Annotated in this window: 24 protein-coding genes and 2 pseudogenes; 16 read left to right on the forward strand and 10 right to left on the reverse strand. The window is 70.1% G+C overall.

The window, feature by feature from the left end; translation table 11 throughout:
• Window positions 1–17: 17 nt before the first annotated feature.
• The 3 genes from AB0N06_RS15205 (at window position 18) to AB0N06_RS15215 (ending at window position 3,227) form a co-directional block, all read left to right on the forward strand.
• On the forward strand, window positions 18–992 hold the full coding sequence (locus tag AB0N06_RS15205) for an asparaginase (RefSeq protein WP_366135141.1): 975 nt from the start codon (window positions 18–20) through the stop codon (window positions 990–992).
• Between the two features lie 70 nt (window positions 993–1,062).
• On the forward strand, window positions 1,063–2,313 hold the full coding sequence (locus AB0N06_RS15210; protein ID WP_366135142.1) for a GNAT family N-acetyltransferase: 1,251 nt from the start codon (window positions 1,063–1,065) through the stop codon (window positions 2,311–2,313).
• A gap of 263 nt (window positions 2,314–2,576) precedes the next feature.
• The gene (locus AB0N06_RS15215) at window positions 2,577–3,227 is read left to right on the forward strand and encodes a TetR family transcriptional regulator (protein WP_366135143.1); all 651 of its coding nucleotides are present in this window, start codon (window positions 2,577–2,579) and stop codon (window positions 3,225–3,227) included.
• A gap of 33 nt (window positions 3,228–3,260) precedes the next feature.
• On the opposite strand, the gene galE is transcribed toward AB0N06_RS15215, so the two are convergent.
• Both galE and AB0N06_RS15225 read right to left on the reverse strand, forming a co-directional pair.
• Complete coding sequence (gene galE / locus AB0N06_RS15220) at window positions 3,261–4,262, reverse strand: UDP-glucose 4-epimerase GalE (protein ID WP_366135144.1); 1,002 nt, start codon at window positions 4,260–4,262, stop codon at window positions 3,261–3,263.
• A gap of 346 nt (window positions 4,263–4,608) precedes the next feature.
• Window positions 4,609–5,376, reverse strand: coding sequence for an NAD(P)H-binding protein (locus AB0N06_RS15225; RefSeq protein WP_366135145.1), 768 nt, complete (start codon window positions 5,374–5,376; stop codon window positions 4,609–4,611).
• A gap of 103 nt (window positions 5,377–5,479) precedes the next feature.
• On the opposite strand from AB0N06_RS15225, the gene AB0N06_RS15230 reads away from it, so the two are divergent.
• From AB0N06_RS15230 to AB0N06_RS15255, 6 genes and pseudogenes are all read left to right on the forward strand, one after another.
• Window positions 5,480–6,364, forward strand: a complete 885-nt coding sequence (locus AB0N06_RS15230; RefSeq protein WP_366135146.1) for a sigma-70 family RNA polymerase sigma factor — start codon at window positions 5,480–5,482, stop codon at window positions 6,362–6,364.
• 167 nt (window positions 6,365–6,531) lie between these two features.
• Window positions 6,532–6,966: a helix-turn-helix transcriptional regulator gene (locus AB0N06_RS15235; RefSeq protein ID WP_366135147.1), complete on the forward strand. Its 435-nt coding sequence runs from the start codon at window positions 6,532–6,534 to the stop codon at window positions 6,964–6,966.
• Between the two features lie 10 nt (window positions 6,967–6,976).
• Window positions 6,977–7,393 carry a VOC family protein gene (locus AB0N06_RS15240; protein WP_366135148.1) on the forward strand — a complete coding sequence of 139 codons (417 nt, stop codon included), beginning with the start codon at window positions 6,977–6,979 and terminating at the stop codon, window positions 7,391–7,393.
• Between the two features lie 284 nt (window positions 7,394–7,677).
• Complete coding sequence (locus AB0N06_RS15245; protein ID WP_366135149.1) at window positions 7,678–8,088, forward strand: VOC family protein; 411 nt, start codon at window positions 7,678–7,680, stop codon at window positions 8,086–8,088.
• 128 nt (window positions 8,089–8,216) lie between these two features.
• A pseudogene (locus AB0N06_RS15250) lies at window positions 8,217–8,351 on the forward strand (AraC family transcriptional regulator); the annotation flags it as partial.
• A 5-nt stretch (window positions 8,352–8,356) separates the two neighbouring features.
• Window positions 8,357–8,983, forward strand: a complete 627-nt coding sequence (locus AB0N06_RS15255; RefSeq protein ID WP_366135150.1) for a glyoxalase — start codon at window positions 8,357–8,359, stop codon at window positions 8,981–8,983.
• A 451-nt stretch (window positions 8,984–9,434) separates the two neighbouring features.
• Here AB0N06_RS15255 and AB0N06_RS15260 read toward each other — a convergent pair whose 3' ends face one another.
• Both AB0N06_RS15260 and AB0N06_RS15265 read right to left on the reverse strand, forming a co-directional pair.
• On the reverse strand, window positions 9,435–10,343 hold the full coding sequence (locus AB0N06_RS15260) for an aminoglycoside phosphotransferase family protein (RefSeq protein WP_366135151.1): 909 nt from the start codon (window positions 10,341–10,343) through the stop codon (window positions 9,435–9,437).
• 160 nt (window positions 10,344–10,503) lie between these two features.
• Window positions 10,504–10,617: pseudogene (locus AB0N06_RS15265) on the reverse strand (transcriptional regulator); the annotation flags it as partial.
• A gap of 172 nt (window positions 10,618–10,789) precedes the next feature.
• Here AB0N06_RS15265 and AB0N06_RS15270 point away from each other — a divergent pair.
• The 3 genes from AB0N06_RS15270 to AB0N06_RS15280 all read left to right on the forward strand — a co-directional run bounded on the left by AB0N06_RS15270 (window position 10,790) and on the right by AB0N06_RS15280 (window position 13,590).
• Window positions 10,790–12,010: an FAD-dependent oxidoreductase gene (locus tag AB0N06_RS15270; RefSeq protein WP_366135152.1), complete on the forward strand. Its 1,221-nt coding sequence runs from the start codon at window positions 10,790–10,792 to the stop codon at window positions 12,008–12,010.
• A gap of 18 nt (window positions 12,011–12,028) precedes the next feature.
• Window positions 12,029–12,985 carry a sigma-70 family RNA polymerase sigma factor gene (locus tag AB0N06_RS15275; RefSeq protein WP_366135153.1) on the forward strand — a complete coding sequence of 319 codons (957 nt, stop codon included), beginning with the start codon at window positions 12,029–12,031 and terminating at the stop codon, window positions 12,983–12,985.
• A 233-nt stretch (window positions 12,986–13,218) separates the two neighbouring features.
• Window positions 13,219–13,590, forward strand: a complete 372-nt coding sequence (locus AB0N06_RS15280; protein WP_031089257.1) for a VOC family protein — start codon at window positions 13,219–13,221, stop codon at window positions 13,588–13,590.
• Here AB0N06_RS15280 and AB0N06_RS15285 read toward each other — a convergent pair.
• The 5 genes from AB0N06_RS15285 to AB0N06_RS15305 all read right to left on the reverse strand — a co-directional run bounded on the left by AB0N06_RS15285 (window position 13,580) and on the right by AB0N06_RS15305 (window position 17,664).
• Window positions 13,580–14,503, reverse strand: a complete 924-nt coding sequence (locus AB0N06_RS15285) for a hypothetical protein (protein ID WP_366135154.1) — start codon at window positions 14,501–14,503, stop codon at window positions 13,580–13,582. The genes AB0N06_RS15280 and AB0N06_RS15285 overlap by 11 nt on opposite strands.
• Complete coding sequence (locus tag AB0N06_RS15290; protein WP_366135155.1) at window positions 14,500–14,694, reverse strand: hypothetical protein; 195 nt, start codon at window positions 14,692–14,694, stop codon at window positions 14,500–14,502. The genes AB0N06_RS15285 and AB0N06_RS15290 overlap by 4 nt, the downstream gene beginning before the upstream one ends.
• A gap of 235 nt (window positions 14,695–14,929) precedes the next feature.
• Complete coding sequence (locus tag AB0N06_RS15295; RefSeq protein WP_366135176.1) at window positions 14,930–15,442, reverse strand: NUDIX domain-containing protein; 513 nt, start codon at window positions 15,440–15,442, stop codon at window positions 14,930–14,932.
• A 115-nt stretch (window positions 15,443–15,557) separates the two neighbouring features.
• Window positions 15,558–16,952: a Mu transposase C-terminal domain-containing protein gene (locus AB0N06_RS15300; protein ID WP_366135156.1), complete on the reverse strand. Its 1,395-nt coding sequence runs from the start codon at window positions 16,950–16,952 to the stop codon at window positions 15,558–15,560.
• 19 nt (window positions 16,953–16,971) lie between these two features.
• A complete protein-coding gene (locus tag AB0N06_RS15305; RefSeq protein WP_366135157.1) occupies window positions 16,972–17,664 on the reverse strand; it encodes a TetR/AcrR family transcriptional regulator C-terminal domain-containing protein in 693 nt (230 codons plus the stop codon).
• 53 nt (window positions 17,665–17,717) lie between these two features.
• Here AB0N06_RS15305 and AB0N06_RS15310 point away from each other — a divergent pair, with 53 nt between their 5' ends.
• The 4 genes from AB0N06_RS15310 to AB0N06_RS15325 all read left to right on the forward strand — a co-directional run bounded on the left by AB0N06_RS15310 (window position 17,718) and on the right by AB0N06_RS15325 (window position 20,749).
• Window positions 17,718–18,836 carry an NAD(P)/FAD-dependent oxidoreductase gene (locus AB0N06_RS15310; RefSeq protein ID WP_366135158.1) on the forward strand — a complete coding sequence of 373 codons (1,119 nt, stop codon included), beginning with the start codon at window positions 17,718–17,720 and terminating at the stop codon, window positions 18,834–18,836.
• A gap of 357 nt (window positions 18,837–19,193) precedes the next feature.
• A complete protein-coding gene (locus tag AB0N06_RS15315; protein WP_366135159.1) occupies window positions 19,194–19,634 on the forward strand; it encodes a helix-turn-helix transcriptional regulator in 441 nt (146 codons plus the stop codon).
• Between the two features lie 27 nt (window positions 19,635–19,661).
• Window positions 19,662–20,300 carry a hypothetical protein gene (locus AB0N06_RS15320; protein ID WP_366135160.1) on the forward strand — a complete coding sequence of 213 codons (639 nt, stop codon included), beginning with the start codon at window positions 19,662–19,664 and terminating at the stop codon, window positions 20,298–20,300.
• A 113-nt stretch (window positions 20,301–20,413) separates the two neighbouring features.
• On the forward strand, window positions 20,414–20,749 hold the full coding sequence (locus tag AB0N06_RS15325) for a DUF2516 family protein (RefSeq protein WP_366135161.1): 336 nt from the start codon (window positions 20,414–20,416) through the stop codon (window positions 20,747–20,749).
• Here the strand turns inward: AB0N06_RS15325 and AB0N06_RS15330 are convergent.
• A complete protein-coding gene (locus AB0N06_RS15330; protein WP_366135162.1) occupies window positions 20,731–22,071 on the reverse strand; it encodes a fused response regulator/phosphatase in 1,341 nt (446 codons plus the stop codon). The genes AB0N06_RS15325 and AB0N06_RS15330 overlap by 19 nt on opposite strands.
• Window positions 22,072–22,211 lie beyond the last annotated feature (140 nt).

Consider the following 22,211-nt stretch of genomic DNA (forward strand, 5'->3'; position numbering starts at 1 on the left):
CCCGGAAGGCCGCCGCGATGAGCTCCACCCCCTTCATATCCCCGGCGGCCCCTGAGCTGCCCGTTCTGGCCGAGGTCGTACGGTCCGGCTTCGTCGAAGGCCACCACCGGGGCTCGCTGGTCGTGCTGGCCGCCGACGGCAGTGTGGAGCAGGCGCTGGGAGACCCGGCCGCAGCGGTCTTCCCGCGCTCCTCGAACAAGCCGATGCAGGCCGCCGCCGTGCTGCGGGCCGGGCTCGACCTCTCCGGGGAACGGCTGGCGCTGGCCGCCGCGAGCCACTCGGGCGAGGGGTTCCACCTCGATCTCGTACGCAAGATGCTCGCCGAGTACGGACTGACGCCGGACGATCTGCAGACCCCGCCCGATCTGCCGCTGGACCCGGCGGAGGCGGAGACCTATCTCGCCGCGGGCGGCGTCCGCGAGCGGATCACCATGAACTGCTCCGGCAAGCACGCGGCGATGCTCGCGGTGTGCGCACGCAACGGCTGGGACCCGGCGACCTATCTGGACCCCGCCCACCCGCTCCAGCAGCTGGTCCACCAGGCGGTCGAGGACGCGGCGGGCGAGCCGGTCACCGCGGTGGGTACGGACGGCTGCGGGGCCCCGCTGATGGCGATCAGCCTGGTCGGTCTGGCGCGGGCGTTCCGCTCGTTCGTGCTGGCCGAGGCGGGCACCGCGGAGCGCCGGGTGGCGGATGCGATGCGCGCCCACCCGGAGTACGTCGCGGGCACCCGGCGCCCCGACACCTGGCTGATGCGCGAAGTGCCGGGCACGCTCTCCAAGATGGGCGCGGAGGCGGTCCAGGCGGTGGCGCTGGCGGACGGCCGGGCGCTGGCATTCAAGATCGACGACGGCGGCGGGCGGGCGCTCGGCCCGGTGCTGGCCAGGGCGCTGGAGCTGCTCGGCATCGACGCCCCGGTGGTGGACCGGATCGGCCGGGCGCCGCTGCTGGGCGGCGGCGCGGAAGTGGGCGTGATCCGGGCGGCGTTCTGACCGTTCGGGTCTCCCGGGAAGCCCGGAAAACCTGGCGACATTTCCGTCCCGTATGCCTAGCGTGCTGCGCATGACTCTTGAGGTCCGTACCGTCAGCGAATCCGAGTACCCCAACTGGCTGCGTGCCGTGAACACCGGTTTTCTGCGCCCGCCGACGGTGACGGACGGGGAGGTCGCGAGCCGCCTCCCGCACACGGACCTGGCCCGTACCCAAGGGGTGTTCGACGACGGGCGGTGCGTGGCGTCGTTCCGGTCGTTCGCCCAGGAGCTGACGGTCGTCGGCGGCGCCACCGTGCCGTCGGACGCGGTCACCAACGTCACGGTGTCGCCCACTCACCGCCGGCGCGGGCTGCTCAGCCGGATGATGGCCACGGACCTGGCGGCGGCGAAGGAGCGCGGCGAGGTGGTCGCGACGCTGATCGCCGCCGAGTACCCGATCTACGGGCGGTACGGGTTCGGCCCGGCCACCTGGACCACCGAGTGGGAGATCGACGTCCCCCGGGCCGGCCTGGACCCGCGCTGGTCGGGCCCGTCCGCGGCGGACGGCGGCCGGATCGACCTGGTGGACGGGGCGGGGGTGCGCAAGATCGGCCCCGCCCTGCACGACCGGCTGCGCGCCCGGCAGCACGGCGTGGTCAGCCGCGGAGACCGCTGGTGGCAGCTGAGCACCGGCGAGGACCTGCCCGTGCCGGGTTCATGGACGGAACCGTTCCACGCCGTGTACCGCAATGCGGACGGGGAGGTCGACGGCCTGCTCGGCTACCGCGCCGACGACAAGTGGGGCGACGCGAAGCAGCCGCTGAACCGGGCGTCCGTCCTCGGTCTGATCGCCGAGACCCCGGCGGCGGAACGTGCGCTGTGGCACTTCGTCTGCTCGATCGACTGGGTCACCACGGTCCGCTCCGGCTACCGCGCCCCCGACGACCTGCTTCCCCTCCTCCTCCCGGACCCGCGCGCGGCCCGCATCGTCACGCAGGCGGACTGGATGTGGGTGCGGATCCTGGATGTCGTACGAGCCCTGGAGGCGCGCACCTACGCCGTCCCGGCCACCCTGACCCTGGACATCCGCGACCCGGCCGGCCTGAGCGGCGGCCGCTTCCGCCTGGAGGCCTCCCCGGACGGCGCGTCCTGCACGCCGACCGCGGAGAGCGCCGATCTGGCCCTGGACGTACGGGAGCTGGGGACGCTCTACCTCGGCGACGAATCGGTACTGCGGCTCGCGGCACTGGGCCGGATCGACGAGCTCACGCCGGGCGCGGCGGCGGTGGCTGACGGGGTGTTCCGGGCGCGGCGGCGTGCCTGGTGCCCGGATGTGTTCTGACCGCGTGCGCGGCTGCCGGCGTCCGGCCGGGCGTACGTGAGCGTGTCAACGTCACTCACGTCGATCACCACCTCGTCAGGCCCCGCCACCGGGTGGGGCCGCTCGGCCGGAACCAGTACCTCCGGACCGCTCAGCTCCCTGACCAGCGCCACGCGCATGCGGATCGCGCCCCTCCGCGTTCGGGCGGCCGGCCGGTCCGGTGCCCGTGTTCCCACCCTCGGACGCCAAGTCCGGTCGAGGTCAACGGCGTACGCTTCGTGGTCATGAACGGAGAGAAGGACCGACCCGGGACCGCGGCTCAGCCGCCGATCAGCCTGCGGGAGCGGAAGAAGCAGCTGACGTACCAGGCAGTTTCCGATGCCGCGATCGCCATGTTCCTGGAGCGGGGCTTCGACAAGGTCTCGGTGGCGGAGGTGGCGGCCGCCGCCGACATCTCCAAGCCCACGCTGTTCCGGTACTTCCCCACCAAGGAGGACCTGGCGCTGCACCGGTTCGCCGACCACGAGGACGAGGCGGCGAGGGTGATCGCGGCCCGCCCGGAGGGCGAATCGCCGCTGGACGCCCTGCGCCGCCACTTCCTCGACGGCCTGGAGCGGCACGATCCGGTGACGGGGCTCTGCGATGCGCCGGAGGTGCTGGCGTTCCACCGGATGCTGTACGGGACGCCGTCGCTGGTGGCCCGCCTGTACGGGTACCAGAGCCGCTCGGAGGCGGCGCTCGCACGTGCGCTGGGCGACGGGGTGCGGGACCGGCTGGCGGCGGGGCAGATCATCGCCGTGCAACGCATCCTGGCGATGGAGAGCTGGCGGCGGATCGACGCCGGGGAGAGCGCGGACGAGGTGTACGGGGACGCGGTGCGAGCGGCCGAACTCGCCTTCGTGCAGCTGAGGTCGGGGATCGAGGGGGACCGGTAGGGAGGGCGGCCCCGCCCGCTGTGCGCGTACGGACTACGGCCTCAGCACCGCGTCGCGAGTGGCGGCCCACTGCAGCGAGTGCCGGATGCCCTCCGCCACCGAGTGCTGCGGCTGCCACTCCAGCAGGCGGTGGGCGCGTTCGCTGCGGGTGTACGCCCCCGCCACATCCCCCGGCCGCGCGGCGACGTCGACCGACGGCACCGGGGCGTCGGCCACGCTGTTGAAGGCGGTGAGGAGTTCGCGCACCGTGGTGCCCGTGCCGGTGCCCACGTTGATGACGGTGGAGCGGGAGCCGTCCGTCCCGGGCAGCAGTGCGTCGAACCTGTCCAGCGCCGCCACATGCGCGGCGGCCAGATCCCACACATGGACGTAGTCCCGGATGCCCGACCCGTCGCGCGTCGGATAGTGGGTGCCCGTGACCTGGAACGCGACGCCCTCCTCCTGAGCCTCGATCATCTTGCCCAGGGCGTGGCTGGGCCGCCGGAGCTGAAGTCCCGTACGCATTTTGGGATCCGCGCCGATCGGATTGAAGTAGCGCAGGGACAGCACGCGGATCGGCCGGGTGGCGGCGATGTCGGCGAACATTCCCTCGCAGACCGCCTTGGTCCGGGCGTACGGGCTCTGCGGGTCGAGGGGTGACTCCTCGTCGACCGTCAGGTTCTCGTCCGCGGCGTAGATGGCGGCGGAGGAGCTGAAGATCAGGCGCTCGCAGCCGTTGCGCAGCAGATGGGAGACGAACTCCAGGCTCTTGGTGACGTTCGCCCGGTAGTAACCCAGCGGATCGGCCACCGAGTCGGGGACCACGATCAGTGCGGCGCAGTGGACGACGGCGTCGATGTCCGGATGCTCGGCGAAGACGCGGTCGATCAGCGGGCCGTCGGCGATGTCGCCCTCGTAGAAGGGGCGCCCGGACGTGAACTCCCGCCTGCCCGTCGCGAGGTTGTCGAGGATCACCGGACTGATCCCGGCGTCCGAGCAGGCTGAGGCGATCGTGCTGCCGATGTAGCCCGCGCCCCCGGCGATCAGAACCTTCATGCCGTACCCCTCCGTCGACCCGCCCGGCTGCCTGGCAGAGCCAGACGGTGATGTCCGGAGCCTAGTCCCCCTCCCGGCAGGCTTTGCCCCGTCGCACCGCCCAGCACGCCCTCCCTCAAGGCCTTGAGGGCCAGGGGCCCCCTTCCGCGCCGGCCGGCGGGGAAGCGCGCCCCGGCCGGCACCCGGAAGGGAGGTTGTTGCCGCTGATGTCGAAATCCCCGCAGGTGAGAAAGAAGCGACGTGCTGTCCGTGGTCGTCGGCGGCGCCCGCACACTCGAACTGCGCCTGAGGACCGACACGCTCCTGTCCGCCCTCGCCACGACGGCGTCCTGAGCGTTTGCGGAAGTCAGGCCACCCGCTCCGTCAGGAAGTCCTCCCATGTCCGCGTACCCACGGACGTCTCCTCGCCGAGCGACAGATTCTCGCCCGCCCGGTACGCGAGCCCGGCCTTCCCCGGAACCCGGACCGGCATCATCAGCCGGTGCTTGCCGCGCGCCTGCAGGTATCCGCGGCTCAGTTCGGCCACTCCGTACACGTTCGGTCCGGCCAGGTCCGGCACCAGGCCGGCCGGTTCGCCGAGCGTCAGCTCCACCAGCCGGGCCGCCACCTCACGCGCGTCGACCGGCTGGAATCGGAGTCCGCCGGGCACCGGAATCACCGGCAACTTCGTCATCTTCTCCACGACGGTCAGGACCAGGTTGTTGAACTGGGCGGCACGCAGCGTGGTCCACGGCAGGCCCGAGTCGGCCACGGCCTGCTCAGCGCCCAGCTTGGACTTGAAGTAGCCGATCGGCATCTTGTCCGCCCCGATGACCGAGATGTACACGAGGTGCTGGACTCCGGCTCGCGACGCGGCCCGTACCAGGTTCCGGGTCGCTTCGTCGTCTCCCTTGGGACCGCCCGCGAGGTGCAGCACCGTCCCGGCCCCGGCCACCGCGGACTCGACGCCCTCGTCCTTGAGCAGGTCGCCGGTCACGTACTCGATGCCGTCCTCGGGCTCGTGGCTGTGCCGGCTCAGGACCCGTACCTGACGTCCGGCGTCCCGCAGGAGCGGCACGACGAGGCGGCCGAGCGTGCCCGTGCCGCCGGTGACCAGAAGGGGAGAGGTGGCCATGGTGGTCTCCAATTCGTTCGTCCGGGAGTCGAACTCCCGTCACAATCAGCGGTGTTTTGTGGGTCTGCTGATATGACCCGCCATGGGGAAGGAATGTGACCGGATGGACGACAGCGCAGGGCTGACCGAGCGTTTCGAGGCGGACCGGGCCCGTCTGCGAGCCGTGGCGTACCGGATGCTCGGCTCGGTGAGTGAGGCCGATGACGCTGTTCAGGAAACCTGGTTGCGCCTCAATCGCACCGACACCAGCGGCGTCGAGAACCTCAGTGGGTGGCTGACGACGGTGACGGCACGGGTGTGTCTGAACATGCTGCGGGCGCGCGAGTCCCGGCGCGAGGATCCTCTAGCCGCACTCGTTCCCGAAACGGCCGCGGACCAGGAGGACGGGCGCGACCCCGAGGAGGAAGCGCTGCTCGCGGACTCGGTCGGACTGGCGCTGCTGGTGGTGCTCGACACACTGACACCGGCCGAGCGAATCGCCTTCGTGCTGCACGACCTGTTCGCCGTGCCCTTCGACGAGATCGGCCCGATGATCGAGCGTTCCCCCACAGCGGCCAGACAGCTTGCGAGCCGCGCCCGCCGCCGGGTCAAGGGGGCCGCCCCGGTGCCCGACGCCGACCTGGCCCGCCAGCGTCAGGTGGTCGATGCCTTCCTCGCTGCCACCCGTGGTGGGGACTTCGACGCACTGGTCCGGCTGCTCCATCCGGACGTCGTCCTCCGGGCCGACCCGGCGGTCGTGCCGACCCCCGAACCGATCGTCGTCCGCGGTGCCCGCACCGTCGCCCAGGGCGCGATGGCCGCCATGGGCCGGGCCCGGTTCACCCAGCTGGGGCTGGTCAACGGCGCGGTGGGTCTCGTCATGGCTCCGCTCGGCCGCCTGGCCCTGGTGCTCGGCTTCACGGTCACGGCGGACGGGATCACCGAGATCGACGTGATCGCGGACCGGGGCCTCCTCAGCCAGGTCGAAATCGCCGTGCTCGACGCCTGACCCGATGTCCACGCCCGGTGCCGTACCGAGCCGCCCGCGCGAGAACGGCTGCGGCGCCGGGCCGGGATGTGACCGGGCCGGCGTTTGACCGACGACAACGCCGCAGATGTGCGCATCCAGCCCCGCGACGCCGCCTCCCATGTGCCGGTCGGTCTTAGGCTGGCCCGGTGACACTTGAGGATCTCGTACGGTTGCGCCGGGCCCGGGACGTGATGGACCGCGACTACGCCCAGCCCCTCGACGTCCCGGCACTGGCGCGCGTCGCCCTCATGTCGCCCGGGCACTTCTCCCGCAGCTTCCGGGCCGCCTACGGCGAGACCCCGTACAGCTACCTGATGACCCGCCGTGTCGAGCGGGCCAAGGCGCTGCTGCGGCGGGGAGACCTGAGTGTGACGGAGGTCTGTTTCGCGGTCGGTTGTACGTCGCTGGGGTCGTTCAGCTCGCGCTTCACCGAGCTGGTCGGCGAGAGCCCGAGCGCGTACCGGGCCCGCCGCCACGACCCGGGCGCGGCCATTCCGGCGTGCGTCGCCAAGATCCTCACGCGGCCGGTCAGGAACGGACCGGTCAGGACCGGGGAAGCGGAAACCGCCGACCGCCCGTAGCGTCGAAGGCATGAACATCAAGCTTTCCCAGTGCTTCATCGCAGTCGACGACCATGACAAGGCGCTCGTCTTCTACCGCGACGTTCTCGGCCTGGAGGTACGCAACGACGTGGCGTTCGAGGGGATGCGCTGGGTGACCGTCGGCTCCCCCGCGCAGCCGGACGTGGAGATCGTCCTCGAACCGCCGGCCGCGAACCCGAACGCCTCACCGGCCGACAAGCAGGCGATGGCCGAGCTGCTGGCCAAGGGCATGCTGCGCGGCGTGATCTTCTCCACCGACGACTGCGACGCCACCTTCGAGCGCATCCGGGCCGCGGGCGGCGAGGTACTCCAGGAGCCGGCCGACCAGCCCTACGGCGTCCGCGACTGCGCCTTCCGCGACCCCGCCGGCAACATGCTGCGCTTCACTCAGCCGCGCGGCCGGTGACGTCCGCCCCCCATTGCCGACCGGTCTCAGCTCCTGCTGGCTCCGGCGTCACATTCCCACAGCCGCAAGGCACGCGTGCGACCCGCGTACGCACTCGACGCCTCGGCGAACTCGCGGTCTCCCCCCGTCCGCGCCTCGTGCCGCCCGCCGCAGTCCGTCCACCGGTCGGCCGTCCGCGGCCTCTGGAGGTGATCGAGCGCTCGGCCGGGCAGGGCCGCGAGGCGCACGCCGTCGAGCAGGAATCGAGAAGCGTCGGTCACCGACCCGCAGTTAACGTGACGGCCATGGACATCACCATTCACACGGCCTCCCTCCCGCATGACGACCCGGACGCCGCCCTGGCCTTCTACCGCGACACCCTCGGCTTCGAGGTCCGCAGCGACGTCGGACACGGCACGATGCGCTGGATCACGGTCGGCCCCGTCGATCAGCCCGGCACTTCCATCCTCCTGGCGCCGCCGGCCGCCGACCCAGGGGTCACCGAGGACGAGCGCCGGACCATCGTCGAGATGATGGCCAAGGGCACCTACGGCTGGATCCTGCTGGCCACCCGGGACCTCGACGGTACGTTCGAGAAGGTGCAGGCCGGCGACGCCGAGGTCGTCCAGGAGCCGACCGATCAGCCCTACGGCGTTCGCGACTGCGCCTTCCGCGATCCCGCGGGCAACCTGATCCGCATCCAAGAGCTTCGCTGAGCCGTTCGGTCATCGGTCTGCCCTCGGTGGCCGGTGTCGCGACCACCGCGAAGAACACGGCGGCCGGCGCTTCCGTGGTCCTGCGTCCCGGCGAGCCGGCCACCGGCCCTCACCTGGCCGCCGCCCGCGTCGGCATGCCGCCCAGCGCCTACCGGAGCAGCGCTGCGGGCGCTGCGGCGGGGATGCCGTCGTGCGTGACGAAACAGGTGACCAGACCGGTCAGGAATCGAGAAGCACCGGCGGCCGAGCCGCAACTAGCGTGACGGACATGACCTCCATCGAATCCATCACCCTCGAGGTGGCCGACCCCACGGCCGCCGACCGCTTCTACACCACCGCCTTCGGTTTGGGCACTCGGCTGCGCCTGCGGGCCTCCGAGGCGCCGACGACCGGCTTCCGCGGGTTCACGCTGTCGCTCACGGTGTCCCAGCCGTCCACCGTCAACAGCCTCGTCGACGCCGCCCTCGACGCCGGTGCCACGTCGCTGAAGCCGGCCTCGAAGTCGCTCTGGGGCTACGGCGGCGTCGTACAGGCCCCGGACGGGACGATCTGGAAGGTCGCGACCTCGGCGAAGAAGGACACCGGCCCGGCCACCCGGGAGATCGACGAGATGGTGCTCCTGCTGGGAGTCGCCGACATGACCGCGAGCAAGCGGTTCTACGTCGACCGCGGCCTCGCCGTGGCGAGGAGCTTCGGCAGCAAGTACGTCGAGTTCGCCGCTGGGTCGGGTCCCGTCAAGCTGGCGCTGTACAAGCGTCGTGCCCTTGCCAAGGACGCCGGCGTCCCTGCCGACGGCACCGGATCGCACCGGCTCGTGCTCGGCGGCGACGCCGGGGCTTTCACCGACCCGGACGGGTTCGCCTGGGAGGCCGCATCGCTGACAGGCACGCCCTGATCCGTCACCGCTGAGGTTCAGGTGCTGCCGCCGCCGAATAGATGCGTACGTCGCGTGTCCACCGGGCCCACGAGACGGGCGGTGTGCGCGAGGCCATCAGGGCGCTGGAGGCCACGCCGCCGGCGAAGCCCGCGGCCTCGATGGACCGACCGACGACCGACGGAGCCCCTCCCTCGGAGGAAGGGCTTTCCACGATGTGACTGGAGGAAGCATGACAGGCGCGCCGCCGCGTGGGCTCGAGGAGAGGCTGCGGGACACTCGCGCGAAACTGGAGAGCGACGTCGATCTCTGGGTCGCGACGGGGCAGGTGGCCGGACCAGGGCGGTGCAGGTTCGGTGAGACGAGTTGGGCTGACGGCGTGTTGGCGAAGGTGCTCCATTCCGCGCGGCGTTCCGCCGTGTGTCACTGAACCTGCGCCGTATGGCCCTTCCTCCTGTGCCGGGGAGGCCACTCAACGCGTAGCCGCGTCAGCGAGGATTGCCTGAAGTCGTGCTCGGCATTCGGCGACGAAGGCGGGGAAGGTGTCCCAGTAGTAGGAGATCCCACTGACGCCCACCGCGACCGCCCAGGCGCGGGCGCGGGTCCAGGTCACATCGTCGAGGTTCAGGGTGTTCCAGTAGGCCTGTCGGGCTTGTGGCGGCAGGTCCCAGACTGTGGAGTGCTCGGCGTCGGGAAAGCCGACCGAGAGTCCTCCGAAGTCGATGACTGCGTGGAGCTTGCCTTCCCGGACCAAGAGGTTGGTCGGCTTGAGGTCGCCGTGGAGCCACACCTGGGGCCCCGAGGGCTCGGGCAGTGCGAGCGCGGCTCGCCACAACTGTTCCAGAGTGTCAACGTCGAGCTCAGAACCCACCGTGGTCCGGCAGTCGTCGAGACACCCGGTGACCCACTGGTCGCATGGCTTCAGGCTGCCTCCCCGGTACCAGCTGAGGCCGTCCGTGCGGGTCGCTCCCATGAGGTCGATGCGGTGGAGTTCCCTCACGACCGCCGCCAGGTCGGCTCCGAAAGCGGGCCAGTCCCGGACGGTGTCCGGGCCGGCTTCACCACCGTCAATCCAGCGGTAGACCGACCAGACCAGTGGGAAGGCGTCGGTGGGCGTCCCGGCGTGGACGGGTTCGGGAATCGGACATGAAAGGAGGGGCGCCAAGCGAGGGAGCCATTCCTGTTCCTTCCACACGGACTGTCCCTTGTCGGCGGTTCGTGGAAGTCGCACGAGCAGGTCATTGCCCAGCCGATACATGGTGTTGTCCGTACCTGCGCCTGCGGGCGACAACGGTAGGTCAGCCCACTCCGGGCGCTGTGCTTTCAGCAGCGATCGGACTAGCGTCTCGTCGACTGGGATCTCATTCTCGTGAAGCGTCACGCCGGAAGTCTCATCGCTGGATGCAAGAGGAAGCCAGTGACTTTTCGTCAGATCGGGTCGTGACCCTCGAAGATGACCCCGCAGGCCTAGCCCAGACATCAGCCGCAAAGCAGGTCGTGGGCAGCGGGCGGGCCCTGTGCAGCGGGCTGCCTTGGCGCGGCCCATTCCTCAGGACGGCCGGGTTGGCGGGTGTGATGCCGACGCGTTCGGCGAGTTCGCCCACGGACGTCTTCCGCTTGGCGAGCATGACGTCGGTGTCGACGGTGATCGGCATCAGATCACCTCGTTCGGCTCGGCCTGCATCTGTGCCGCCTCGGCGTCGCAAGCATCGTCGGGCGGGGCTCCTGCCTGTCTGTGATCCACGGCACATCCAGTTCCTGTCAGGAATCGGGGGGGCTGTTCCGCTCAACTCACCGAAGGAGCAAGCGAACCGACAGGAGCGAGACATGAAGCACCGCATCGTCGTCCTCGGCGCCGGCTACGCCGGGGCCTACGTGGCCGGGAACCTGGCCCGCCGGCTGTCCCCGGCGGACACCGAGATCACCGTGGTCAACGCCGAGCCGGACTTCGTCCAGCGAATGCGCCTGCACCAGCTCGCGGCCGGCCAGCAGATCAATACTCCCAAGCTTGCCGACGTCTTCGCGGGCACGGGGATTCGGCTGCACCTGGCCCGTGTCACCGCCGTCGACCCCGAGCGCCGGGTCGTCGCCGTGGCCGACGCCGACGGTGGCGGCGAACTCGGCTACGACACGCTTGTCTACGCGCTCGGCAGCCACGGCGCCGTCGACCGCGTCCACGGCGCGGCCGAGCACGCCTTCGACGTCGCCAGCCGGCCCTCGGCGCTGCGGCTGCGCGAGCGCCTGGACAGCCTGGGCAGGCGGGGCGATGGCGGAAGTGTGGTGATCATCGGCGACGGGCTGACCGGTATCGAGACCGCCACCGAGATCGCCGAGTCCCGGCCCGGCCTGTCGGTGACGCTGATCGCCCGCGGCGAGTTGGGCGCCCGGCTCTCCGCCGGAGCCCGCGGCCACCTGCGCCGGGCCTGCGACCGGCTGGGCGTCACCGTCCTGGAGCACACCTGCGTCGAAGCCGTCGAAGCGGCGCGGGTGCTGTGCGCCGACGGCTCCGCTCTGGCGTCCGACGCAACCGTGTGGACGGCCGGGTTCGCGGTCGATCCCATCGCCGCCGCCGGCGGGCTGGAGGTCACCGAGGACGGTCGGATCGTCGTCGACAGCACCATGCGGTCGGTGTCGCACCCGAACGTCTACGCCATCGGTGACAGCGCCTACGCCATCGGCGACAACGGCCGGCTGCTGCCGATGTCCTGCTCCTCGGCCGCCTGCACCAGCCAGCAGGCCATCGAGTCGATCGTGGGACACCTGACCGGCCGCAAGATCGCGAACGCCAAGCTGGTCTACACGTACAACCACATCAGCCTCGGGCGGCGGGACGCGATCTGGCAGATGGTCGACAACGAAGGGCAGGCAAAGCCGAAGCACATGGGCGGCCGGAACATCGCACGGATCAAGTCGGGCCTCGTCGAGCTCTCCCGGTGGGCCACCGCGCACCCGACCCTCTACATGCCCAAGCGCAAGCACCGCCTGGCCGCCGCGCCGGACGCGACCGCCGAAAACGCCGTCGCGTCCGCTGGGAAGGCGGTCGGGTAGCCGCCTAGGGTGGTCCGCGTGGACAGCACCGCCACTGATCGCTTCGACACCAGCCGGTTCGAGGCCAGCCGGAACCGGCTGGCCTCGCTGGCGTACCGACTGCTGGGCTCCGCCGCCGACGCCGAGGACGCCGTGCAGGACGCGTTCCTGCGTTGGCAGACCGCCGACCGGCAGCGGATCAAGGAGCCGGAAGCATGGCTGACCAAGGTCGTCACCAACCTGTGCCTCGACCGGCTCCGCTCGGCACAGGCCCGCCGCGAACGCACGGTGGGCGCCTGGCTGCCCGAACCGCTCCTCGACGGCGACCCGATGCTCGGCCCGGCCGACACCTTCGAGCAGCGCGAAACGGTCTCCCTGGCCGTGCTGACCCTGATGGAGCGCCTGTCACCCCTCGAGCGGGCCGTCTACGTCCTGCGCGAAGCGTTCTCCTACAGCCACGCCGAGATCGCCGAGATCCTCGACATCACCGAATCCGCAAGCCAGCAGCACCTCCACCGGGCCCGGAACCGCATCACCACCGCGCGCCGCCGCGGCGGCGACGAAGTCGACCTCGAATCCGCCCGCAGGATCGTCGAGGAATTTCTCGCCGCTGCCTCCTCGGGCCGCACCGAACGGCTGGTGGCGCTGCTCACCGACGACGCGACCGCGATCTCCGACGGCGCCGGCCTGGCCGAGAAGCTGCTGCAGTTCGACACTGCGGAGCGCATCGCCGCCGTCGCACGGGCCGGCTTCAAGCCCACACCCGCGAAACGGCGACTGGCTGGCGGCACACCCGCCATCCACTACGCGCTCGTCAACGGCGCCCCCGCCATCCTCTTCGTGCTCGGCGACCAGGTCATCGGCGCCGTGACGTTCGACATCACAGGCGGCAGGATCGCAACCGTGCGCGGCATCGCCGCCCCCACCCGCCTCGTCCGCCTCACCGAATCCTGGCGGCAGCACGAACCGGGCACGCCGCTCATCACCCGGTGGTGACCCGACGCCGACCGCGGCCAGGCGCAGCGCCCCCCGGGGATCCCTTGGGCGGTGTCGTGACGTGGACGACCGGAATGCGACCTGTCCTGTCCCAGATAACTGTTGGCATGGTGCGGCCCTGACCTGCTGTGCTTACGGTTGAGCGGAACGAACGCGCTCTCCCCGTCCCGCTCAACCGTAGGCAGCCGCCTCTATGGCGTGCACGGAAGTCCACTGATTGGCTCGGAGTTCTCATGTCCCTGCAGATGGAACTGGTCGCGATAACACTCGATTGCCCTGATCCGCTGGCTCTGGCGGCGTTCTATCAGCAGGCCACCGGCTTTGAACCACACCCGAAGTCGGACGCCGAGTTCGCCGGTCTCAACCGTGAGGACGGACTCTTCATCGGCTTCCAGCGGGTCGAGGACTACCGGGCTCCGAGTTGGCCTGACCAGATCGTTCCCCAGCAGCTTCACATCTGCTTCAAGGTCGCGGAGAGCCTGGACGAGGCCGAGGCCCGGCTGCTGGAGCTGGGTGCGGGCAAGCCGGATCACCAGCCGCATGGGGACAAGGCACGGGTCCTCACCGACCCTGCTGGGCATCCCTTCTGCATCGTCACGCGCTGATTGGTGTTCTCGCGGCAATGAGTGTGGCTATGCCGTCGGGGTTGCCGAGCCGATACTCGATCTCCGCAGCCGATGACCTGACGGTTTTCGTGAGCCAGACGCGGCTGGTGCCGCGGATCGGGCTCTCGGTGGGGAAGCCTTGGTGGAACTTGGCGATGCTGCTGAGGGAGACGTAGAAGTCGTCGCTCATCGCCAGTTTCCTCCAGTGGGGAGACGTGAACATGTGGATCAGCGCGACGCGTTCGGGGAATCCGGCTGCTGTCAGCCAGGGTGCCTTCCTGTCCGGCTCGACTTCGGGCCCTTTGACTCGGACCAGGTCGTGAAGGGTCTCGGCTCGGTGGACGAGCCGGTAGTGGCGGTGGGCGAGGCCGGCCCAGAGCCCTGCGGTGAGTTCCTCGCAGAGGTCGATGAGGGCCGGGCCGTGATGTCGGCGAAGGCGCCAGTACTTCTGCTGTGCTCGAACGACATCGGGGGTGCGGGACAGATCGAGCTGCTCCTCGGGCGCGTGGACGTGCTGACCGACCCAGAGCTTGTGGCGAGTGCAGACGTTGTCGTGGATGGGTGCCCAGATCTGCGCGGGAAATGTCGCGCCGGTGCGCGCGACGACGCAGCGGCGGCAGGCCCAGCGAAGAACGTGGTCATCCGGGATGGCGGGCGGATCCGCAGGGCGGTCGTCGGTCTGAAGGTCGGGGAGTGTGCGGGCCAGGTGTTGGCGAGTCTCGCCGCTGAGGATGCAGAGGACGTCGACGTTGGTCAGGCGGGATTCCAGCCAGCGTGACGGTGCCCGCAGCCGGGCCAGAGAGACATGGTTGGCCAGGGCCAGTCGGGACCAGTAGGACGACTCGCACTCGCCGGGAAACGGCGGCAGCGGGATGGGCAGAGGACGGATCAGAGCCGGGCGGAACACGTTCATCCCGTGTGGGGCAGGGACGAGGGACGGCCGTGGCCGGAGGTTTCGCTGCTGTGGTCGATGCGGATGTTCTTGATCGTGGCCCGCGTGATGCGTTCACTCTGATCGAGGATCGCGGAGATCGCCGCCGCCCGGACGAGGTGGGAAAGGCTTCCGATCATGCCGCCCGTGCGCTGGTGCAGGTATCTCGCCATCGTCACCAGGGTGTTCGGCTCGTGCCGGTGCAGGCGGAGGGGCGGCGTACTTCTCGTTCGGAGTCAGCGCCTTGCTGAGCCTGGGCGCGATAGTTGTCGGTAACCTCCTATCCCGACCCGGCCTTTCTCGAAGCACTGAGCACGATATCTGTCGCCGAATTCGCATCGTTGTTGACGTGTTCCGTGCTTTTCACAGGCAAGTTGTCGCGGCGTCCCAGCCCGCGGGGCGGGCAGGTCAGGACTGCGCGGTCCGGAACGCGAGATACCGGCTGAAGGCTTCATGGCTGTCGGGGGTGAAGCGCCACTCCAGCAGGGCCGACCGCAACTCCGGCTCGGTCAGCCAGCCATGCCAGGCGACCTCATCAGGATCGGGGGCCACCGTGTCCGGCGCCACGGCTTCGTGCACGCCGAGCCAGTGAGGGCTCAAACCGCTGCGGTTGAGGAACGTGAACAGCAAGCGCGGCAGCACACGAATGCCCAGCTCTTCGGCCAGCTCCCGCGCGGCGGCCTGTTCATAGGACTCACCGACATCCACGGCGCCACCGACCACGACCTCGTAGAGCCCGGGGAAGCGCGACAGCTGCTCCGACCGCCGGTGAACGAGGATCCGCCCACGCTCATCACGACACACCGTCACGGCGACCCGGTGCAGCCAACCCTCCCGGATGGCCTGCCGGCGGCTGACCACCATCCCCAGCACACGATCTTGGTCGTCGACACACTCCACCAGTTCGTTCACGACGCACACCCTGGCAGAGGCCACTGACAACGCCGCTTCTCGGAGGCCCGTGGAGGCCGACCCAGGAGAACCTGCACCAGGAGGCCGAACGCGCATGACGACAGTTGTCGTGCAAATACGACACCTATTGTCCATTCCCAGGGGGTCTGAATTGGTGAGGTATCCCTGAGCTGCGCTTTGTCAGTTCTGCTGGGACGGCTCGGAGGATGGGCGGCCCAGTGGATGCGTTTGCGGCCGGTGGTGACGACGCCGCCGGCCCGCTTTCCGCTCGGGTCAGCAACTGGTCTACTGCGGCGGCCACGGCGGCCTGGTCGGTGTCGTCCCGCCCTCGCATCGCGAGCAGGTCCCGGGCCCGGCGCCATGTGAAGTCCGCGAACGGTGCCGAGACCAGGTGCCGGTGCGTCCACGGAACACTGATCCACTCTCGGGTGCGCGCGTCGCATACCCAGACCTGGGACAGGTCGTAGGGGTCGTAGTGGACTTCCCAGAGCCCGCCTTTGGCGGTCACTCCCGAGGAGCGGCGCCGTAGCGGGTTCAGTCCGGGGCAGTTGTAGGTGCGGTGGTCGATGCGGATGCCGTAGTCGTTGACCGAACGCCAGAGTGCCGGCAGCAACTCCAGGTAGTCGGGGCCGCTCAGCGGCATCGGCAGGTAGCCGCTGCGGTAGACCAGCAGGGCATGTGCGTCGTTGGGAGACATGGGCTGGCCCGGTAGGAACGGGCTGCGCAGTCCTTCGTGTGGCCGCTGCTGCCAGCAGGCCACGATCCACTCCTGCAGCAGGTCGTCCAGTTCCGCGAGCGTCCAGACGGCCTCGACCTCAGCGCCCCGGCGGGTCGTGTTCGAACCGGTGTAACCAGGGATGTGCTGGCAGAACAGCGTGTTGATCGAGGAAAACGTCCGCTCGACGATTCCCTTGTCAGTCGGGGTGGCCGGGCGGGACGGCTGGACGGAGATCCCCAGCGACCGGCAGGCGGTCAGAAAGGTGTCGGAGATGAACACCTTGCCGTGATCGATGCCGATCGTCTCCGGCACGATCACCGGCTTGGCGGCCGCTTCCTCCAGGCGTGCGTCGATGTCCAGCAGACTTCGGTGGGGGATCAGCGTCGCCGACATCGCCAGCGCGTCCGACCAGCCGGGCCGCAGCGGCTCCGGGACCAGCATCTTGGCCAGCAGCAGCGCGGCGTCCACGGCCTTGGTCCCTGCCGGTCGCAGCACCGCAGCGCAGATCGACCTCGTTGCCACGTCGACGGCGATCGTGAGCTCCGGGCGTCCGCTCACCCCGTCCTCGAGGACCACCAGCACGTCCAGCGGTGTCGTGTCGATCTGCACCATCTCGCCGGGTCGGCAGGCCGAGGAAGGGGTGAACGCTCCTGGCGGGCGGCGAGCCGCTGACCTGCGGGATGTGGCCTCACCGAAGGCGTGCGTACCCTCGCTCATCGCCACGACGAGCCGGTAGAACGCCGACTTCGACGGCATCGCCACTGTGCCCGGCCCGTGGACACCGACCCTGACCTCGCTCACATTCGGCAGGGGCTGAGCGTCACACTGACGGTCGGGTGAGTTTGGCGGCCACGGCGTCGAGGACCCAGTCCAGCCCGGTCGCGAAGGAAGTCTCGGCGTCCACGTCCGTGCCGTCGTACACGGCCTTGGCCAGCGCTGGGAAGCGGCCCGTGGCCAACATGCTCGTCACATGCGGGCCGTGGGCGCGCTGCCAGTCGTGCTTGGACAGGCCCGTGGCGCGCTCGGCCCGCAGGTTTGCGATCTCGCGCCTGATCGCGCCAATGAAGTAGGCGCTGACAGTCTCCACGGCACGCATGACGGTGTCGACATCGGTGAGGCCGTCGAGGGCGGCCAGCGTGGCCTCGGTCACGGCGAGGCCGTTCGGGCCCAGGGCCGGGCGGCCGCCGAGCAGGTCGGCCAGCCATTCGTGACGGAGAGCGGCCTGCCTGGTGCGATGGGCGAGGGCGCGCAGCGCCTCCCGCCAGTCACCGGGCTGCTCCTCGGGGAGAATCTCGGCCTGGACCTCGTCCACCATGAGGTCGAACAGTTCCTCCTTGGTGGAGATGTATCTGTACAGCCGCATCGGACCGGCGTCCAGGCGGGCCGCGACCTTGCGCAACGACACCGCCTCCAGCCCGCCCTCGTCGGCCAGCGCGATGGCGGCGGCGACAATCCGCTCCCGGTCGAGCGGCAAGGGGCGAGTCGGCGGCTCCGGCCGGTCCCACACAGTCATGCTCACACCGTACCGTTGCGATGCACCGTATACGAGCAATACAGTGTATCGACATGAGACACCGCATCGCAGTGGTCGGGAGCGGTCCTGCCGGCCTTACCTTCGCCCGCGTCCTGCACCGCCATGACCACGCCGTCACCGTCCTTGAACGCGATCCCGCCCCCGACGCCCGCCCCCCGGGCGGCGCGCTGGACCTGCATGAAGGGCTGGGCCAGCTCGCGCTGGACAAGGCGGGGCTGTTGGCGGAGTTCCTGGCGCTGTCTCGTCCCGAGGGGCAGGCCATGCGCATTTTGGACGCGGACGGGACCGTCCTGCGCGACTGGCGGCCCCGGCCGGATGACCGGGCCAATCCCGAGATCGACCGCGGGCAACTCCGTGACCTGCTGCTCGGCCCTCTCGACGTCCAGTGGGGTCGGGGCGTGACGCAGGTGGTGGCGGGGACCCGGGATGGCGTACTGGTCCACTTCGCGGACGGGCGGCAGGAGACGTTCGACCTCGTGGTCGGCGCGGACGGCGCCTGGTCCCGGATCCGCCCGGCGGTCTCGTCGGCGACACCGCACTACACCGGCGTCACCTATGTCGAGACCTCCCTCGACGACGTCGACACCCGCCACCCCGACCTCGCCCGGCTGATCGGCGACGGTTCCGTGGCTGTGTACGGCGTGAACCGAGCTCTCGTCGCCCAGCGCAACAGCGGCGGCCACGTCAAGGTGTACGCCCAGTTCCGCGCGCCGCTGGACTGGCACACGAACCTGGACCTGGCCGACGTCGAGGCCGTGCGATCGAGCCTGCTGGCTCTGTTCGACGGCTGGGCCGCTCCCGTCCTCGGCCTCCTCCGCCACGGCACCGCTTTCGTCCACCGCCCGCTTTACGTACTGCCCGTGTCCCATACCTGGACCCACGTCCCCGGGGTGACGCTACTGGGTGACGCCGCCCACCTGATGCCCCCCTTGGGGGCGGGCGCGAACCTCGCGATGCTGGAAGGCGCCGAACTCGCCGAGTCCATCGCCACCGGCCCCGAAGATCTGGACGAGACCGTCCGCGCCTTCGAGGAACAGATGTGGGCACGGGCCGGCCGGTGGGCGAAGATCACGACGGCCGGTCTGGAACGCCTCGTGAGCCCGGACCCCGCCGAAGCCCTCGCACTCTTCGACCAAGTCCAGCCATCCTGACTGCCAAGCGCGAGAGCACCAGCACCAACAGCTCGCCACGGCTTCACGGGGCAGTACGGCACCGCCGCGGTCCCTTCCGGCAAAACCACCGTTAGACGAACGCACGGACGCCTGCACCGAGCGCAACCCTCAACCCGCTACCGCCACTGGTCCGATCCTCCTCGCGGGACGGTGAAGCAACTCGCTGCGCAGGTCGTCCGGGACCCGTTCACTTCACTCTGCAGATTCGGCGGGAAACCGCAGATAGACAGGGAACGGACATGGACGACCGGAATGCGACCGGAGCGGCACGTGGCGCGGAACACTATTGCAAGCATGTGCTTGCAATAGTTAGCAGCGATGGCGCACTATCGAGTCATGGCATCACTCAACGTCGGCAATCTCGGTGAGTACCTGCGCGAGCAGCGTCGCCATGCGCAGCTGTCGCTGCGGCAGCTCGCCGACGCCGCCGGAGTGTCCAATCCGTACCTCAGCCAGATCGAACGCGGGCTGCGCAAGCCGAGCGCCGAGGTGCTGCAGCAGGTCGCCAAGGCCCTGCGGATCTCCGCCGAGACCCTCTACGTACGGGCCGGGATTCTGGACGAGCGGGAGCGGGAGGAGCTGGAGACCCGGGCGGTCATTCTGGCCGATCCCTCGATAAACGAGCGGCAGAAGAACGTGCTGCTGCAGATCTACGACTCCTTCCGCAAGGAGAACGGGTTCGAGACCGTCCCGGAGGACCCCGGTGACGAATCCGGCCTCAGCGCGGACGGCACGGATGCCGATACAGCTTCAAAGCCTTCACCACCCTCACACTGAGTCTGATGATCCGGGAGGACCACAGTCATGGCCATCACCGATGACCTGCGTAAGACCCTCACCGACCCGACCCCGCTCTACTTCGCCGCCGGTACGGCGGACCTCGCTGTAGAGCAGGCCCGGAAGGTTCCGGCCCTGATCGAGCAGCTGCGGGCCGAGGCGCCCGAGCGGATCGAGGCCGTGCGCAACACGGACCCCAAGGCCGTCCAGGAGAAGGTGACCACGCAGGCCAGGGAGGCGCAGGCCACCGTGCAGGCCAAGGTCTCCGAGGTGCTCGGGTCGCTCGACACCGATCTGAAGAAGCTCAGCGAGTCGGCCCAGGACCTGGCGCTGCGCAGCCTGGGCGTGGCCGCGGAGTACGCGGTACGGGCCCGGGAGACGTACGAGAAGGTTGCCGAGCGCGGCGAGCAGACGGTGCGGACGTGGCGCGGCGAGACCGCCGAGGAGATCGTCGAGATCGCTGTCGTCGTCGAGCCGCGCCGGGAGTCCGGGCCGAAGCCGAAGCCGAAGGCGGAGCCCGCCGCCAAGAGCGAGCCGAAGACCGCTGCCAGGACGGAGCCCCGCACGTCGGCCGCGCCCGCCAAGAAGGCGCCCGCGCGCAAACCCATGGAGGCTCCCGCGCGCAAGCCCGCGGCGAAGAAGCCCACGCCGCCGACCGCCAAGTAGCACTGCGGACGGTGTGTACCGGGGCACGGGGCGGGCACCTTTCGGGGTGGCCGGCTCGTTGTCCCGGTACCTTGGCCGCGAGGCGCTCATCCACTCACTAGGCGGTGCACACCATGTTGCTCACAGGATTCAGCACGCTCGTCTGGCTGCTCTACATGATCATGCTCGTCCTGGCCGTGGTCGCACTGCTCCTGGCCGCGACGGCCCGCGAGGACGCCTACCGTGCCGCGGACAAGCAGAAGAAGTCCTTCTGGGTGATCATTCTCGGCATCGCCGTTGCCGTGAACCTCTTCGTGCCGATGCTGTTCCTGCAGCTCGCGGGCGCGGTCGCATCGATCGTCTTCATGGTCGACGTACGGCCCGCGCTCAAGGCGGTCTCCGGCGGCGGTGGCCGACGCGGCGGTTCCAGCAGCGACGGGCCGTACGGGCCCTACAACGGCGGGCGCTGAGCGTTCGCAGGTGACGGCGTCGATCCGGGTCGCGGGCGGGGGAGTGGCGTGCTCCGGCTGTGGACCCGGTGGCCGCTCCGGTCGCGGTCGAGCAGCAGGACCGCCACGTCGTCGGTCAGTTCGCCGCCGTTCAGCTCCCGGACCTCGGTCACGGCGGCTTCCAGCAGTGCCTCTCCGGTGAGCCCCTCCTCCAGTTGACGGTTGATCATCGCGACCATGCCGTCCTGGCCGAGCCGCTGCGTCTCGTTCGCCCCGACGCGGCCTTCGATCAGACCGTCCGTGTACATCATCAGGCTCCAGGAGCCACCGAGTTCGACCTGCCTGCGCGGCCAGCGGGCACGCGGCAGCAGCCCCAGGGCCGGGCCGCCGTTCTCGTACGGGAGCAGCTGTGCCGCCCGTCCGTAGCGGGCGATCAGCGGCGCGGGGTGGCCCGCCAGGCAGAGACCTGCGTGGCGCCCGTCGGGGGTGATGTCGACGGTGCAGAGCGTCGCGAAGATCTCCTCGCTCTCCCGCTCGTGCTCCAGGACCTGCTGGAGCGTGGAGAGCAGCTCGTCCCCGCAGAGCCCGGCGAGCGTCAATGCCCGCCACGCTATGCGCAGTTCGACGCCGAGCGCCGCCTCGTCCGGGCCGTGGCCGCAGACGTCGCCGATCATCGCGTGGACGGTGCCGTCGGGCGTCCGCACCGTGTCGTAGAAGTCCCCGCCGAGCAGCGCGCGGCTGCGTCCCGGCCGGTAGCGCGCGGCGAAGCGGAGGTCGGAGCCCTGTAGCAGAGGGGTGGGCAGCAGTCCGCGTTCCAGTCGGGCGTTCTCCTGGGCGCGCAGCGTCGACTCGGTGAGCTGGTGCTGCGCCACGTCGGCGCGCTTGCGTTCGACGGCGTAGCGGATGGCGCGGGTGAGCAGCCGTCCGTCGAGTTCGCCGCGCAGGAGATAGTCCTGGGCGCCGACACGCACCGCCTCGGCGGCCAGCTCGGTGTCGTCCTCCGCGGTGAGCGCGAGGACGGCGTGGCGCGGTGCGATGCGCAGGACGTGCGTGAGAGTGGCGAGCCCGGCGGGCCCCTCGGCGCCCTCGCCGGCGCGTGTCTCGCTGCTGGGCGGCAGAGCCAGGTCCAGCAGGATGCAGTCGACGTCGTCCGTGAGGAGGCGGCCCGCCTCGGTCAGATTGCGGGCGGTGCGGATGCGTACCCGGGTGCCGGCCGCGGCCGGGAGCTCGGGGACGGTGAAGGTGCCCGCCGGGTCGTCCTCGATCACCAGGAGGGTGAGGTCGGCGACGTGGGTGGTTTCCACAGCGGGAATGGTGTGCTGCTGCGGTACGGGTACGGGCATCGGTTCGGTTTCCTTCCCTCCCCCCGAGGGCGCGGCGGAACGACGATCGACGACCCGCCAGACCGGGACGATAGCGGTACCGGACAAACGAACGGAATGGCGAACGGCAACCGACCCCTGGCATATGCGGAGCCATAAGC

Source organism: Streptomyces sp. NPDC051020 (assembly GCF_040683105.1).
Lineage (GTDB): Bacteria > Actinomycetota > Actinomycetes > Streptomycetales > Streptomycetaceae > Streptomyces.

Excerpts from the sequence above, each read along its gene's own strand:
- AB0N06_RS15255 (WP_366135150.1), top strand. The coding sequence starts at position 8,357 with ATGACCTCCATCGAATCCATCACCCTCGAGGTGGCCGACCCCACGGCC.
- AB0N06_RS15310 (WP_366135158.1), top strand. The coding sequence starts at position 17,718 with ATGAGACACCGCATCGCAGTGGTCGGGAGCGGTCCTGCCGGCCTTACC.
- AB0N06_RS15330 (WP_366135162.1), bottom strand. The coding sequence starts at position 22,071 with ATGCCCGTACCCGTACCGCAGCAGCACACCATTCCCGCTGTGGAAACC.
- AB0N06_RS15280 (WP_031089257.1), top strand. The coding sequence starts at position 13,219 with ATGTCCCTGCAGATGGAACTGGTCGCGATAACACTCGATTGCCCTGAT.
- AB0N06_RS15315 (WP_366135159.1), top strand. The coding sequence starts at position 19,194 with ATGGCATCACTCAACGTCGGCAATCTCGGTGAGTACCTGCGCGAGCAG.
- AB0N06_RS15245 (WP_366135149.1), top strand. The coding sequence starts at position 7,678 with ATGGACATCACCATTCACACGGCCTCCCTCCCGCATGACGACCCGGAC.
- AB0N06_RS15305 (WP_366135157.1), bottom strand. The coding sequence starts at position 17,664 with ATGACTGTGTGGGACCGGCCGGAGCCGCCGACTCGCCCCTTGCCGCTC.
- AB0N06_RS15290 (WP_366135155.1), bottom strand. The coding sequence starts at position 14,694 with ATGGCGAGATACCTGCACCAGCGCACGGGCGGCATGATCGGAAGCCTT.
- AB0N06_RS15240 (WP_366135148.1), top strand. The coding sequence starts at position 6,977 with ATGAACATCAAGCTTTCCCAGTGCTTCATCGCAGTCGACGACCATGAC.
- AB0N06_RS15210 (WP_366135142.1), top strand. The coding sequence starts at position 1,063 with ATGACTCTTGAGGTCCGTACCGTCAGCGAATCCGAGTACCCCAACTGG.
- AB0N06_RS15320 (WP_366135160.1), top strand. The coding sequence starts at position 19,662 with ATGGCCATCACCGATGACCTGCGTAAGACCCTCACCGACCCGACCCCG.
- AB0N06_RS15325 (WP_366135161.1), top strand. The coding sequence starts at position 20,414 with ATGTTGCTCACAGGATTCAGCACGCTCGTCTGGCTGCTCTACATGATC.
- AB0N06_RS15230 (WP_366135146.1), top strand. The coding sequence starts at position 5,480 with ATGGACGACAGCGCAGGGCTGACCGAGCGTTTCGAGGCGGACCGGGCC.
- AB0N06_RS15225 (WP_366135145.1), bottom strand. The coding sequence starts at position 5,376 with ATGGCCACCTCTCCCCTTCTGGTCACCGGCGGCACGGGCACGCTCGGC.
- AB0N06_RS15205 (WP_366135141.1), top strand. The coding sequence starts at position 18 with ATGAGCTCCACCCCCTTCATATCCCCGGCGGCCCCTGAGCTGCCCGTT.
- AB0N06_RS15285 (WP_366135154.1), bottom strand. The coding sequence starts at position 14,503 with ATGAACGTGTTCCGCCCGGCTCTGATCCGTCCTCTGCCCATCCCGCTG.
- AB0N06_RS15215 (WP_366135143.1), top strand. The coding sequence starts at position 2,577 with ATGAACGGAGAGAAGGACCGACCCGGGACCGCGGCTCAGCCGCCGATC.
- galE (WP_366135144.1), bottom strand. The coding sequence starts at position 4,262 with ATGAAGGTTCTGATCGCCGGGGGCGCGGGCTACATCGGCAGCACGATC.
- AB0N06_RS15270 (WP_366135152.1), top strand. The coding sequence starts at position 10,790 with ATGAAGCACCGCATCGTCGTCCTCGGCGCCGGCTACGCCGGGGCCTAC.